8 protein-coding genes and 3 tRNA genes are annotated in these 13,999 nt (G+C 67.3%); 6 read left to right on the top strand and 5 right to left on the bottom strand.

Annotated features, from left to right (window positions below):
• Positions 1 to 38: 38 nt before the first annotated feature.
• The 5 genes from AC5P5W_RS19860 to AC5P5W_RS19840 form a co-directional block, all read right to left on the bottom strand.
• Complete coding sequence (locus AC5P5W_RS19860) at positions 39 to 680, bottom strand: response regulator (RefSeq protein WP_014036089.1); 642 nt, start codon at positions 678 to 680, stop codon at positions 39 to 41.
• Positions 677 to 3,904 carry a hybrid sensor histidine kinase/response regulator gene (locus AC5P5W_RS19855; protein ID WP_032956923.1) on the bottom strand — a complete coding sequence of 1,076 codons (3,228 nt, stop codon included), beginning with the start codon at positions 3,902 to 3,904 and terminating at the stop codon, positions 677 to 679. Before AC5P5W_RS19855 ends, AC5P5W_RS19860 begins: the two co-directional genes overlap by 4 nt.
• Positions 3,905 to 4,031: 127 nt before the next feature.
• On the bottom strand, positions 4,032 to 5,252 hold the full coding sequence (locus AC5P5W_RS19850) for an EAL domain-containing response regulator (protein WP_032956914.1): 1,221 nt from the start codon (positions 5,250 to 5,252) through the stop codon (positions 4,032 to 4,034).
• A complete protein-coding gene (locus AC5P5W_RS19845) occupies positions 5,249 to 8,020 on the bottom strand; it encodes a response regulator (protein WP_197574789.1) in 2,772 nt (923 codons plus the stop codon). Before AC5P5W_RS19845 ends, AC5P5W_RS19850 begins: the two co-directional genes overlap by 4 nt.
• A 163-nt stretch (positions 8,021 to 8,183) precedes the next feature.
• Positions 8,184 to 10,922, bottom strand: a complete 2,739-nt coding sequence (locus tag AC5P5W_RS19840) for a TonB-dependent receptor plug domain-containing protein (RefSeq protein ID WP_197574787.1) — start codon at positions 10,920 to 10,922, stop codon at positions 8,184 to 8,186.
• Between the two features lie 169 nt (positions 10,923 to 11,091).
• Between AC5P5W_RS19840 and AC5P5W_RS19835 the strand changes: the two genes are divergently transcribed.
• The 6 genes from AC5P5W_RS19835 to AC5P5W_RS19810 all read left to right on the top strand — a co-directional run.
• Positions 11,092 to 12,093, top strand: coding sequence for a Type 1 glutamine amidotransferase-like domain-containing protein (locus tag AC5P5W_RS19835; RefSeq protein ID WP_197574785.1), 1,002 nt, complete (start codon positions 11,092 to 11,094; stop codon positions 12,091 to 12,093).
• 108 nt (positions 12,094 to 12,201) lie between these two features.
• Positions 12,202 to 13,218, top strand: a complete 1,017-nt coding sequence (locus AC5P5W_RS19830) for an isoaspartyl peptidase/L-asparaginase family protein (RefSeq protein ID WP_169411762.1) — start codon at positions 12,202 to 12,204, stop codon at positions 13,216 to 13,218.
• A gap of 137 nt (positions 13,219 to 13,355) precedes the next feature.
• Positions 13,356 to 13,441, top strand: a tRNA-Tyr gene (locus tag AC5P5W_RS19825).
• Positions 13,442 to 13,465: 24 nt separating this feature from the next.
• Positions 13,466 to 13,539, top strand: a tRNA-Gly gene (locus tag AC5P5W_RS19820).
• A 49-nt stretch (positions 13,540 to 13,588) separates the two neighbouring features.
• A tRNA-Thr gene (locus AC5P5W_RS19815) sits at positions 13,589 to 13,664 on the top strand.
• Positions 13,665 to 13,705: 41 nt separating this feature from the next.
• The coding region (locus tag AC5P5W_RS19810) for a GTP-binding protein (protein ID WP_495221406.1) at positions 13,706 to 13,999 on the top strand (294 nt) is incomplete at its 3' end.

Here is a 13,999-nt window from a genome sequence, read left to right as displayed (position 1 = left end):
CCCGTCGCGGGGCCGGCGGGATTCAGCCGGGAGTGGCCTCAGCCGAACAGCGAGGCCTGCAGGCAGTACTCGATCAGCGCCTGGTCGCTGTCCACACCGAGCTTGCGCATCGCGCTGATCTTCTGCGTGCTGACCGTCTTGGCGCTGCGCTGCAGCTGGCGTGCGATGTCGCCCACGCTCATGCCACTGGTGAACAGGCGGATCACCTCCAGCTCGCGCGGCGACAGCCGCGCACGGACCGCATCCGCATCGGCCGGTTCGCTCGCGGCTACCGGCAGCAGTCCCGGGGGGCGGTAGACGCGATCGGCCAGCACCACGCGCAGGGCCTGTACCAGGCTGCCCAATCCATGGCTCTTGAGCACCACGCCACCGGCGCCGGCGGCATACATCGCCGCGACCAACGACGGATTGGACACCATCGTCAGCACCAGCAGGCGCGTCTCCGGGAAGCTGCGGCGCAGGAACGAGATCAGCTTGATGCCGTCCCCGAAGCGATCGCCTCCCGGCATGCTGTAGTCGGTGATCACCGCCTGTGGCCGGGTCCGGGTCATCAGCTCGATCAGCGTCGCCGGATCGGCCGCTTCGCCCACGATGTCCAGGTCCAGTTCCCCGGCCAGTACGTCGCGGATGCCGGCAAGCACGATCGGGTGGTCGTCGGCGATGAGGATCCGTGTGGTCATGGCAGGGTCGGGTCGTCGGGAAGGGAGGGGGATGCAGCGTCGCGCAACGGATGCAGCAGCTGCTCGAGGCGTCGCTGGAACCCGGCAAGAGCGGCCGCCTGGGTGGCCAGGTCATCGCCGCCGGCAAGGCACTGTTCGATCTGCAGGCCGCTGTCGACCAGCGCAGGTGCACCGACGATCACCAGCGCGCCGCGGATGCGGTGCAGAACCTGCGCCACCCTGGCGGGATCGGCAGCGGCGATCGCCTGGCGCAGGCTGTCCAGGTCGGCCTGCATGGTCTGTACGAACAGCGACTGCATCTTCGCGGGAACCTGCAGCGGGGGATCCTTGTCGTGCGACGCAGTGGACGCAGGGCGCTCCTGCATCGCGACGGCCGGTGCATCACCGTCGGTGATCCGGGTCAGCAGGCGCTGCAGGGCTTCCAGCGTGATCGGCTTGACCAGCACGCCCTGCATGCCCGATTCCTGGCAGCGTTGGCGTTCGGCCGGGTCGGCATTGGCCGTGGCGCCGTGGATGGGCACGCTGACACCCCGTGCCCGCAAGGCACGGGCCAGGCCGTAGCCATCCAGCCCGGGCATGTTCAGGTCGGTCAGCACCAGCGCGAACGCCCCTTGTTGCCAGTAGCCCAGCGCTTCATTGCCATCGCTGGCGACCACGGCGCGGCAGCCGAGCTGTTCCAGCTGGTCGCGCAGGATCGCCTGGTTGATCGGGTTGTCCTCGGCGACCAGCACCTGCAGGCCGAAATGGCGCGTCGCCGGCAGGCGCCCTTCGGCGCTGGCCGCCAGCGGTTGGCCGCTGGCCGCGGCCAGGGCCAGCACGATCGCGTCGAATCGATGCAGGCCGACCTGCCAGGCGCCATCGACCTGCCGTGGCCGCACCCCGCCTTCGCGGCAGGCGATCACGCGCGGTCCACCCGCCCATGCGGGCAGAGGGTCGTCCAGGACCAGCTCGAGCAGCACGGCGGACGATGGCAGGCCTGCTGCGCTGTCCTCCCGGTACACGCTGGCCTGTGCACCGCGCTGCTGCAGGCGCTCGCACAGCGATTGCACCAGTTCGCGCACGCTGCCCCGCACCTGTACCTGCAGGCCGGCGGGTAGTTGCGGCGGCGGGGCCTGCTGTGGATCCGGTGGAGCCGAGGGCAGCGGCAGTTCAACGCTGAAGCTGCTGCCCAGGCCGCTCTCGCTGACCACGCGCAGCTGGCCTTCCATCAACGCCACAAGATGCGCGCAGATGGCCAGCCCCAGGCCGGTGCCGCGCATCGCATCGGTGCCCGGGTTGGCCTGGAAAAATGGCTCGAACAGATGCGCCTGGTGTTCGCTGGCAATGCCGATACCGGTATCGGCCACCTGCCATTGCAGCCAGCAGCGTTGCTCCTGCCAGCGTGCCGAAACACGGACCACCACGCGCCCGCTGTCGGTGAACTTCAGTGCGTTGCTGATCAGGTTGTTGAGCACCTGTCGGATCCGCGCGGCATCACCGCACACCCCGGGCGGTACGTCGGCATCGATGCAGGCGTAGAACTGCAGCCCCTTGTTGGCGGCCGCGGCAGCATACGAGTCGAGCGCGTCCTCGGTCAGCCGCACTGGATCGAATGGGCTTGGCTCCAGGCTCAGTTGCCCGGCCTCGGCCTTGCTGACATCCAGGATGTCGCTGATCAGCTGCATCAGGGTCGAGGACGAACGCTGGATCGTTGCAAGGTAGTCCTGTTGCCGTGCATCCAGTGGCGTCAGCCCCAGCAGTTCAAGCGTGCCGAGCACACCGTACAGCGGCGTGCGGATCTCATGGCTCATCGTGGCCAGGAACTGGCTCTTCGCGCGGTTGGCCTGGTCGGCGGCGCGGCGCGCCTGCTGCAGCACCTGTTCGGCTTCATGCTGGCTGCTCAGGTCAATGAACAGGCACAGCACCGCCGGCTCACCGCGATAGCGCGCCGGTGTCGCCGTTACCAGCAGGTGGCGGCCTTCGGGCGTGGCGTAGGCCAGGCCATCGCCCAGCGTGGTGCCGCCGGCAGCCAGTACGCTGCGCCGCCACGGGCCATGCCAGCCGCCGGCATGATAGTCCTCGCCCAGCCAGCGGCGGGCGAGGGCGTTGTCCAGCAGCACATTGCCATCGGTACGACGCAGCAGGCACAGCCCGATCGGCGCGTTGTCCAGGATCGTGCGACTGAAGGCTTCGCTTTCCAGCAGGCGCGCGTGGTTGCTGCGCAGCGGCTCGATGACCGAACGCCGGTACGCGCGCAGCACCAGCGTGCCGCCCAGTGCCAGCAGCAGGGCGACCACGGTCGCGCCCAGCAATGGCCCCTGCGGGTGCTGAAACACCTGCCGCCAGCCGACGTGGTAGACCGCCAGCCAGCCGCGCTCGCTGCGCATGCGGAACTGCAGGCCAGCGAGGCCGGCCTGCCAGGAGGTGCCGGCCTCGCTGGCATCGGCTGCATCGCCCAGCAGGCGCTGGCCGTTGGCATCGAACAGCGACAGCCGCTGGAACACCGGGACACCCAGCACCTGGCGATAGTCATCGACACGGCCAGGATCGAGCAGGCAGGCCAGTGCGGCCTGCGAGTCCTTGTCGTCCTCACCCCACAGGCGCGCATCCTGCGGGGCGTGGGCGATGGCCAGCAGCCAGGTCTGCCGGTCGCGCCATGGCACGCCCACCCAGACGATGCCACCACGTTGCACCGCCGGTCGCGTACCCAGCACCCGGTGGATGTCGGCGATCGCCGGGCGCAGGTGATGCGGGCTGTTCTGGCTCGCGTCGGTACCGGCGATCTGTACCGGTGCCAGCAGCCCGCGCGTGCCTTGGCCATCGACCAGCAGGCATTGCGGCGGTGGATAGCGCGAGGCCGACCAGAACGTGCCGTAGAAGCGCAGGAAACGGTCGCCCAGTTCAGTCGGTGGCGAAAGACTGGCCCCCTCGCTTCCGATCACCGCAAAGTTGGCGAACAAGGGCCCGCGTTGCAGCTCCACGCTGGCATCGGCCACCGGCTGCCCATGCGTGCCGACATCATGCAGCCGCCACTGGCGCAGAAAGCGCTCCTGCTCGCGCAGCGTGCCGTCCAGGCGGCGGAAGTGGTACTCGATCTTGCTGCGCTCTTCGTTGAACAGCTGCGAGCCGGCCGACAGCAGCAGTCCGGCCTGCAGCGTGGCCAGCACCACAACGCCGATCAGCAGGGCGTGGACGCGCAGTGAGCGGCGAGCGAGTCGGCGTACAGGAGCGGCCTCGGCCGGCATGGCAGGTCTCAGGGCAGGGAGCGGTCAGCGGCACCATGGGCAGCAAAGGAGGGACATCCGCCACCGCTGCACAGACAGGATCGTCAATGCCACTTGATGATTTCGTGAAGCGGACGTGGAATCCGTGTCAGCGCAGGGCGGCTCGCGGCGACTCGTCCAACTGCGGCGCTTCTTCGTCCAGCAGGCGGGTGAACTCGTCCGACGGCAGCGCCTGCGAGATCAGGAAGCCCTGCACCTGGCTGCACCCCAGCTGGCGCAGGGCAGCCAGGTCGGCATCGCTTTCCACGCCCTCTGCCACGATGGTCAGGCCCAGCTGGTTGGCCAGCGCGATCACCGTCGACAGGGTCAGGTGCAAGGCCGGGTCGCGCGCGCATCCGCTGACCAGCGCGCGGTCGATCTTGACCTCGGTGAAAGGGGTATTGACCAGGTTGTGGACCGAGCTCAGGCCCTGCCCGAAATCGTCCTGGGCCAGGCCGAAGCCCTTCATGCGCAGGCGGCAGGCGCCGGCGTAGAAGTCGCTGACGTGCCGCGTGGTGCTGTTTTCCATCAGTTCGAAGCACAATTCACCGGGCGTACCGCCGTTGGCCAGGGTCAGTGCCAGCAGTTCGTCGGGCAGGTCCGACTGCTCCAGCAGGTGAGGGGGCAGGTTGATCGATACCGGTACCCGGAACCCTTGCTTGCGCCAGCGTGCCTGCGCGCTGATGCTGGCCTTGAGCATCATCCGCAGAAGATCGCCCTCCAGCCCGTAGCGGCAGATTGCCGGCAGGAAGCTGCCAGCGGCCAGCGTTCCCAGCTGCGGATGTCGCCAGCGCACCAGTGCTTCGGCCGCCACCACGCGTCCTGACTGCAGTGACTTCTTCGGTTGGAACCAGGCCGTCAGGCTGCCATCTGCCATGGCCTGGCGCAGCTGCGATGCATCCGGTTCGGGCGCAGCCGCCGCGCGCGTGGGGGCCTCGCCGGCGGCCGGACGCGCCTGCGCCAAGGCCTCGAACAGAGCGTCCACGTCGGCGGCCGCCACCGGCTTGGGCAGCAGGCCGACCACATCCAGCCCCAGCGATTCGGCCATCAGCCGTGCCGAGGTCATCATCCGCCGCGGGGCCGCGCTGACCACCGCAAGGCGTGGCGGGCGCGGCTGTGCCGCCAGCGCCTGGATGAACTGGATGCCGTCCTGCCCGGGCATCAGCAGGTCGCTGACCACCAGGTCGTAGGGCTGGCACGCACACAGCGCGATGGCCGCATCCACGTCTTCGCAGGCGTCGACCTGCACGCCTGCGTGGCTGCCGAACAGATTGGCCAGGAAACCACGCTGGAAGGGCTGGTCTTCCAGGATCAGGACACGCTGGGTCATGCGGGGTCTCCTTGGCGCAGTGAGGTGAGCGCCTTGCGCAGGCGTGCGATGTCGATGGGTTTGCTCAGGTAGCCCTGCATGCCACTGGCCAGGCAGCGCTCGCGCTCCTCGGCAGTGGCATTGGCGGTGGCGCCGATCACCGGCACCGGGTTGCCGTCCTCGCGCAGCTGCCGGGCCAACGCGTGGCCGTCCATGCGCGGCATGTTGATGTCGGTCACCACCAGGTCGAAAGACTGCTCTCGGCATCGCTGCAGGGCTTCCACGCCGTCCTGTGCCAGCTCCACGTCGCAGCCGAGGGTGCGCAGCTGCTCGGCCAGGATCACCCGGTTGATCGGGTTGTCTTCGACGGCCAGCACGTGCAGGCCCAGCGGCATCGGCCTTGCCGCGCGCGATGTTTCCGGCAGCGCCGCACGTTGCTGCTGCACGTTGGCCAGTGCATTGCCGATCGCGGTCATCCCATGCAGGGTCACCACCAGGCTGCCATCGGCGGCAACGGTGGGCTGGTCGCCGCCGTCGATCGATGCCACCACGCGAGGGCCTGCCCAGGCCAGCGGCATCCCGGCCTCGCCGTCCATCAGGATCGCGCCGTCATGGTCCAGCAGTGCAGGGTCGCCCTGCAGGGGCTGTGCGTTGGCACCCCAGCGACGCAGCCAGCCGCAGGCACTGTCGACCAGTTCGCGATCACGGCCGCGCACCAGGATCGGCGGCTCCGGCAGCAGGGTCGGGCCATCCTCGGCGGCGGCCAGCACCGGCAAGGGCAGGCGCACGCTGAAGCTGCTGCCCAGGCCGGGCTCGCTCACCACCTGCAGCTCGCCGCTCATCAGGCGCACCAGGCGGTCGCTGATGGACAGGCCCAGCCCGGTGCCCTGTGCACTGGCCGCGCCGCGGACCTGGCGGAACGGTTCGAACAACCGCGCCTGTTCCTCCGCGGCGATGCCCACGCCGGTATCGGTGACCTGCCAGGCCAGCACGCTCGATTCACCTTCGCGCTGTACCTGGCGCACGCGCAGTACCACCCGGCCATGCTCGGTGAACTTGATCGCGTTGCTGAGCAGGTTGCCCAGCACCTGGCGGATGCGGTCGGCATCACCCAGCACGCGCGTGGGCAGGCGCGGGTCGGTGCAGACCAGGATCTGCAGGCCCTTGCAGGTGGCCGATGCGGCGAAGCTGCGCAGCACGCTCTCGGTCAGCTCGCGCGGCGAGAACGGCGCCGGCTCCAGGCTGAGCTGCCCGGATTCGATCTTGGAAACATCCAGCACATCGCTGATCAACTGCAGCAGGACCGATGAGGAACTCTCGATGGTGCGCAGGTACTGCGACTGCCGGGCGTCCAGCGAGGTGTGCCCGAGCAGCTCCAGCGTGCCCAGCACGCCGTAGAGCGGAGTACGGATTTCATGGCTCATGGTGGCCAGGAACGCGCTCTTGGCCTGGTTGGCCGCATCGGCGGCCTGGCGTGCCGACGACAGCGCGGCCTGTGCCTGGCGGTGCCGGGAAATGTCATGGAACACGCACAGCAGCACGTCGTCGCCCTGGTAGCGGCAGGCCGCGTGCAGCACCTGCAGCTGACGACCATCGCGGGTGGTGAATTCCAGTCCACGCCCGCGCTCGCCGGCATGGCCGCGCCATGGCGCCTGCCAGTCGCTGTGTTCGCCTTCTTCGCCAAGCCAGTCGCGTAGCAGCTGGTTGGAGAGCAGCAGCGCGCGGTCGCTGCGGCGCAGGACGCAGATGCCGACCGGCGCCATGTCGATCACCGTCGAACTGAAATCCAGGTTCTCCAGCAGCCTGCGCTGTTGCTGCAGGGCCGGCTGGATCAGCTGGAGGTCCACGCGATGCCGCAGCAGGCGCAGCGCGACGCCGGCCAGCAGCAGCAACAGCGCGCAGACCAGCAGCGGCACCGCCAGGTCACCCAGCAGCAGTTGCGACGGCAGGTGGTAGACCAACCGCCAGCCGTCGTTGCCGACACTTTTCACCAGCGCTACACCGCGCGGAAGCCCGCCACTCCACAGCGTGCCGAAGCTGTCGTCCTGGCGTTCCCGCAGGGTCTTCCAGCCCGCACCATCCAGACGCGGGGTCTGGCTGGACAATGCCGGCTGCCCCGCACGGTCGAGCAGCGCATAGCCGCCGATGCCCTGGCCGTCGATCATGCTCGCCGCCGCCGCGCCATCGAGCAGCAGCACCAGCCACTGCGTCGGATGCGGGCCGGCCTGTACCGGCTGCGCCAATGCAACGCCACTGTCACCCGGGCGCAGCCAGTGCACCGGGTCGGCCGCCTCCAGGCTGCCGCTGCGTGCCTGCAGCGCACGCAGCGATGGCAGGTGCGCCAGGTCCACGTCGACCTCGCCGCCGGCCAGCCAGTGCGTGCCGTGCGCATCGACCAGCAGCAGATGCGTCTGCAGTGCCTGCAGCGTGTGTTCGGCGCGCGCTGACAACAGCAGCCGCTGGCCCGGTTGGTCGCCAGCACCATCCAGCGGCACCTGGCGCATGCCTTCGCTGTCCGCCGCAGGTGCATCCGGGTTGCCCCTCACCACCGAATCGCCCAGATAGCGCAGCAGGGCTTCGCGCTGGTCGAAATAGATCTGGGCCCTGTAGGCCGCTGCATTCATCTCGCGGCGATGGGTCGAGATGTCCTCGGTGAATGCCGTGAGCAGGTAGAAGCCGGCCGCGGCGGCCAGGCAGACGAAGACGCACACGGTCAGGCAGCGCAGCAGCACCGACGCGGTGGTCGATGGCACGGCCTGCTGCAGCGAAGGGCGGGGGAAGCGGAACATGCAACGATGCTAGGGAGCGGCGCGCGCGGCGCGGAATCAGCTGTTTCCTAAAATCCCCGGCTGGCCGGTCGGGCCGGAGCCTGCGCGCGGGTACCGTTCAGGCGGCGGAAAAAAAGAACCCCCGCCGAAGCGGGGGTCTCCTGTATCGGCGCTGGCCGGGCGCTTACAGCGCGCTGCCACCGAACTTGTGGGTGTACTGCAGGTTGATCGTGCGCCCCACGCTGTCGAACCAGGACACGTCGTAGTACGGGTATGCAGTGTAGGTACGGTCCGTCGGCGGCATCTTGTTGAACACATTGACCACCGACAGCGACAGGCGCGAGTGGTCGTCGAAGCGGTACTGCAGCGAGGCGTTGTAGCGATAGGTCGCCTTCACGTACGGGCTGTCGCCGCTGTCCCAGTCGAACACCTGGTCGTAGCTGTCCGAGGTCGGCAGCTTGCCCAGGCGCGAACCGTACACCGTTGCCGACCACGCATCCTTTTCCCAGGTCACGCTCAGGCTGGTCTTGGTGCGTGGGATGTCGAAGCCGCTGTTCACTGCGAACTGGTCTTCGGTGCGGTCGCCCGGGTAGCGCTGGAAGTCATGCTTCTTCACCCAGGTGTGGGTGCCGTTGAAGATGAAGTCGCCGATGCCCGTCTGCAGGCGGTAGCGCAGGCCGACGTCGATGCCGGAGGTGGATTCGCGGGCGACGTTGATCGGCGCCACGCGCACGCCATACAGGCGCCCGTCGTTGCTGCGGGTGATGCGGGCGAGTGCATCCACGCAGGTCGGCGAGGTGATGTCGGCGCTGCCCAGGCGGCAGTTCGCTTCGTTGGCCAGGATCGTGCGCACGTCCATGTCCTGCACCTGGTCGCGCATGTCGATGTCGAACCAGTCCACCGACAGGTCCAGGCCGACGGCCGGCGACCAGACGAAGCCGGCACTCCACGAGGTGCTGGTTTCCGGGTCGAGCTGGCGGTTGCCGGTGCGGCTGCGGATCAGGTTGCGCTCGTAGTCGGCGCAGTCGGTGGCGCCGTCGGCGCGGCAGCTGTACAGGTCTTCGGCGGTGGTCTCATCGTTGCCCGGGCCGGCGAATACATAGTGCAGGTCCGGCGCACGGAACGCGGTGCCATACGAACCGCGCACCAGCAGCGTGTCGATCGGGCGCCATTCCAGGCCACCGCTCCAGGTCGCCTTGCCGATGGTGTGGCCGGAATAGCGGTACTGGTCGTAGCGGCCGGCCACGCTCAGGTTGACCGTTTCGTGCAGCGGCATGCGCAGCTCGGCCGCCGTAGCCCAGCGGTTGCGCGAACCTTGGCCGTCCGAATCCTTCCAGCTGTAATAGTAGTACTGGGTCGCCAGCGGATCAGGATTGAGCGAGTACGCCTGCTGGCCCACTTCCACGGTCGCGGCGAAACCGGCGTCACCGCCGGGCAGGCCGAACAGCGCGGAATTGGTCAGAGTGAATGCCGCCGTCTCCGTGCGCGACTTCGGCGTGTAGGTGGTACGCGCGGCGATCGAATCGTACTCGGCGCGGGTCAGCGGCCGGTACAGGCGTGACGGGTCGGCGTTGTAGATCGGGAAACCGTCGTCATCCACGCCCAGCTGCGGGCCGAGGAACAGGTCATTGGCCTTGGCGGCGATGATCTGCGCCCAGCTGATCCGCGACTGGTACTGCGAATGGCTCAATGCCGCTTCGTAGTCCCAGTTGCCGGCCAGGTTGCCCTTGAAGCCGGTGGTCACGCTGAAGGTCTTCTGCGTGCTGCGCACCATGGCATTGCGCAGGCCGCCCATTTCCTCGGGCGAGAACTGGCGCTGCCAGAACTCGATCTCGCCGGTGGCTTCGTTGTTGAAGTAGCCCGACTCATCGCCGTTGGCGTCCATGCGGCCCCACTTGGTGACGTCGCGCATCAGCGACATCGTGTGGTAGCCCAGCTGCACGTCGGCGAACCACTGCTGGCCATTGTCGAAGCCATGGCTCAACGACGCGTAGCCGTTGGCACCGCGGCGCTTGCTGAGGATGGTGCCGTAGCCGATCGAGCTGTCGCTGCCACAGTAGTAGCCGTACTTCGGGCGGTAGGCGCGGTAGGTGCTGCCCTGGTTCTGGCCGGACAGCGCTTCGCAGGTGGCGGCGCCGGGGTCCAGATAGTCATCGTTGTAGTCGGTGCGCAGGTACGCACGGCGCGCGATGCGCGAACCCTCGGTGGGGCCGTCCTGGGTCGAGTCCTGGATGTCGCGCTCATAGGCCCACAGCGGCGTCTGCGACTGCAGTTCGACGCTGTATACCGCGTTGAAGTTGCCACGGCTGAAACCGCTGGCGATGCTCATGTCGAACGACTCGCCACCGCCTTCAGTGGTGGTGCCCATGCGCATGTCGATCGTGGTGCCGTCGGCCTTCTTCTTCAGGATGAAGTTGACCACGCCGGCGATCGCGTCCGATCCATAGATGGCCGAGGCGCTGCCGGTCAGTACTTCAATGCGCTCGATCATCCCCAGCGGAATGTTGGAGACATCGGTGAAGTTGCTGCGGCCCTTGAACGGCATCGGGAAGTCGGCGATACGGCGGCCATTGACCAGCACCAGCGTGTGGTTCGGGCCCAGGCCGCGCAGGTCCACCTGCTGGGCACCCGGCGAGAAGTCGGCGCCGCTGGAAGACTGCTGGCTCTGCGTCTCACCGCCGTTCTGGGTCATCGCACGCAGCACGTCCGGCACGCTGGTGAAGCCACTGGAGCGGATCTGTTCGGCGTTGATCACCGTGATCGGGGCGGGGCCTTCCACTTGGGCGCGCGGAATGCGCGAACCGGTGACCTGCACCGCGTCCAGTTGTTGTACCGGAGAGGACGCCGGAGCCTGGGCGGCCGCGGAAGCAGCCACACCCATCAACGCTAGCTGGATCGACCACGCCATCGCCTTTCTACGCATGAGGAATTCTCGGAAATGAAGCCGGCCCGCAGAGGAGGGGCCTGTCCCCCATTCAGATTTCCGGAATGGGCGCGCGCATTTAACGCCTTTTTTATGTCCTTGACTACTGGGTCCCTATCTGGCAAAGAGTGAAAACGCTTGCAAGTCGATTTTGTTCAGGGAGATCAAGATGCGACGCGTTCACCGGACCCTGCGTACCCCTGTTGCCTGGCTGGCGCTGCTCATGCTGGCCTGGCCGTCGGCCGCGCCCGCGCAGGATCTGCAGGGCCCGGGCTTTTCCTATTACGAGGTCGGCGACCTTGAGGCCCCACGTCCCGGGCCGCGTGCATCCGCGATGATGCTGATGGGCGGTGGCGAGTGGGTGCCGGATGCCTTCCAGTGGTGGTTGAAGCAGGCCGGCAATGGCCGTGTACTGATCCTGCGTGCCTCCGGTGGCGATGAACTGCAGGACCGCCTGTACCGCGAGATCGGCGGCACCACCGCGGTACAGACGCTGGTCTTCGACAGCCGCCGCGGTGCCGATGATCCAGCCGTGCTGCGCGTGGTCGCTGCGGCCGATGCCATCTTCATTGCCGGCGGCGACCAGTCGCGCTACATCCGCTTCTGGAAGGGCACCGCACTCAACCGCGCGCTCAACGCCCATGTACGCGCCGGCAAGCCGATTGCCGGTACCAGCGCTGGCCTGGCCATCCTCGGCGGCTATGCCTATGGCGCCATGGATGGCGGCAGCATCAGCTCGGCCGGTGCGCTGGCCGATCCGATGGGCAGCGCAGTCACCATGGACAGTGGCTTCCTGCAGATGCCCTACCTGCAGCGCGTGGTCACCGACACCCATTTCGACAAGCGTGACCGCCTTGGCCGCCTCATCGTGTTCGTGGCACGCGCCGCGCAGGACAGCGGCGACCCTGACATCGTCGGCATCGGCGTTGATGAGGACACCGCCCTGTGCGTGGAGCCCGATGGCCAGGCCCAGGTCTACAGCGCTGATGGCGAGGGCAAGGTCTGGGTGGTCAGCCCCGGTCGTGATGCCGATCGCCTGGTCGAGGGCGAACCATTGCGCTTCCATGCCGTTCCGGTGACCGTGGTCGCCAGTGGCAGCCGCATGCGCCTGGACGATTTCCAGGCCGAGGCCGACATCAGCGACGGCCAGATCGAGTTCACGCTTCGGTAGCGCCGGCCGCTGGCCGGCAACTCACTTCCCTGAGCTGATGCGCCCCTTGCGGCCAGCGGCCGGCGCTACCCTGCAATCCATTCCCTTGTCCTGCTGGAGACGTACCTGATGAAACTGCGCCTGGCGCTGTCCGTGCTGCTGTCCTTTCCATTGATCGCCCAGGCCGCCCCGGCTGCGTCGCCATTGCTGGTCATCCATGGCGGCGCCGGCGTCGAACGCAAGGACCTGTCGCCGGCCGAAGAGAAGGCTGCGCGCGATGCGTTGCGCGCCGCACTGCTGAAAGGCCATGCCGAACTGGCGGCCGGTCGTCCGGCGCTTGCAGCGGTCACTGCGGCAATCACCGTGCTGGAGGACGATCCGACCTTCAACGCTGGCAAGGGCGCAGTGTTCACCCATGACGGCCACAACGAGCTGGATGCGGCGGTGATGGACGGTGCCACCCAGGCAGCAGGTGCGGTGGCCGGCGTGCAGCGGGTGCGTAACCCGATCCTGCTGGCGCAGACCGTGATGCAGAAGTCCAGGCACGTGATGATGGTAGGCCAGGGTGCCGAAGCCTTCGCGGTGGAGCAGGGCATTGCTCTGGTTGATCCCTCCTACTTCCGCACGGAGAAGCGTTGGCAGCAGCTGCAGCGCGCGCTTAAGGAAGAGGCCAATGGCCAGGCCCATGCCGACCTGGAGACCGCAAAGCACTTCGGTACCGTCGGTGCGGTCGCGCTGGATGCGCAGGGGCAGCTGGCCGCCGGCACCTCCACGGGCGGCATGACCAACAAGCGCTATGGCCGGGTGGGTGACTCGCCGGTCATCGGCGCCGGCACCTGGGCCGATGCGCGCTGTGCGGTGTCGGGCACCGGCTGGGGCGAGTACTACATCCGCACCGCGGCCGCGCACGAGATCTGTGCGCGCATGCGCTACCAGGGGCAGAGCCCGGAGCAGGCCGGCAAGGGCGTGATCAACGAGACGATTCCGCAGATGGGCGGCGACGGTGGTGCGATCGTGCTTGCCGCGGACGGCAGAATGGCCACGCCGTTCAACACCCAGGGCATGTATCGGGGCTGGATCGGCGCCGACGGAGTCCCCCATGTCGCAATTTTCGCCAGCGAGACCCTGCCGGTCCCCGGTCAATAACCTTGCGTATCAATGGGTTTGCGACAACGTGTGAAAAAGATGGAAAAAAGCGTTGACAGCCCCCCGTCCCATCAGCAGAATAAGCGGCTCACCACCACACACCGCAACGCTTCGGCGGCAACGGAATGGGGTGGTAAGGAGGGATACCCAAGCGGCCAACGGGGGCAGACTGTAAATCTGCTGGCTTACGCCTTCGGTGGTTCGAATCCACCTCCCTCCACCAGTTTCACGTTGTGACATTCCCGGCGCGGGAGTAGTTCAATGGTAGAACCTCAGCCTTCCAAGCTGATGGTGCGGGTTCGATTCCCGTCTCCCGCTCCATTGAATGAACTTTGAATCTTATCGAGTTCATGTCATAATGCAAAACTCGGCTCACGTAGCTCAGTCGGTAGAGCACTTCCTTGGTAAGGAAGAGGTCGAAGGTTCGATTCCTTTCGTGAGCACCATCTTAAGCATCACCTCTCAGACGAATTCGAGATAAGCAGCCATGGCCAAGGGTAAGTTCGAGCGCACCAAGCCGCACGTCAATGTCGGCACCATCGGTCACGTCGACCACGGCAAGACCACGCTGACCGCCGCACTGACCAAGATCGGTGCCGAGCGCTTCGGTGGCGAGTTCAAGGACTACTCCTCGATCGATGCCGCGCCGGAAGAAAAGGCTCGTGGTATCACGATCTCGACCGCGCACGTCGAATACGAATCCCCGATCCGTCACTACGCCCACGTTGACTGCCCGGGCCACGCTGACTACGTCAAGAACATGATCACCGGTGCCGCCCAG

The organism is Stenotrophomonas sp. YJH_SMC_123 (genome assembly GCF_059368215.1).
This window is presented reverse-complemented; position numbering and strand designations above follow the sequence as displayed.

Coding starts and splice junctions, on each gene's coding strand:
- AC5P5W_RS19860 (WP_014036089.1), bottom strand. CDS start 680: ATGACCACACGGATCCTCATCGCCGACGACCACCCGATCGTGCTTGCC.
- AC5P5W_RS19855 (WP_032956923.1), bottom strand. CDS start 3,904: ATGCCGGCCGAGGCCGCTCCTGTACGCCGACTCGCTCGCCGCTCACTG.
- AC5P5W_RS19850 (WP_032956914.1), bottom strand. CDS start 5,252: ATGACCCAGCGTGTCCTGATCCTGGAAGACCAGCCCTTCCAGCGTGGT.
- AC5P5W_RS19845 (WP_197574789.1), bottom strand. CDS start 8,020: ATGTTCCGCTTCCCCCGCCCTTCGCTGCAGCAGGCCGTGCCATCGACC.
- AC5P5W_RS19840 (WP_197574787.1), bottom strand. CDS start 10,922: ATGCGTAGAAAGGCGATGGCGTGGTCGATCCAGCTAGCGTTGATGGGT.
- AC5P5W_RS19835 (WP_197574785.1), top strand. CDS start 11,092: ATGCGACGCGTTCACCGGACCCTGCGTACCCCTGTTGCCTGGCTGGCG.
- AC5P5W_RS19830 (WP_169411762.1), top strand. CDS start 12,202: ATGAAACTGCGCCTGGCGCTGTCCGTGCTGCTGTCCTTTCCATTGATC.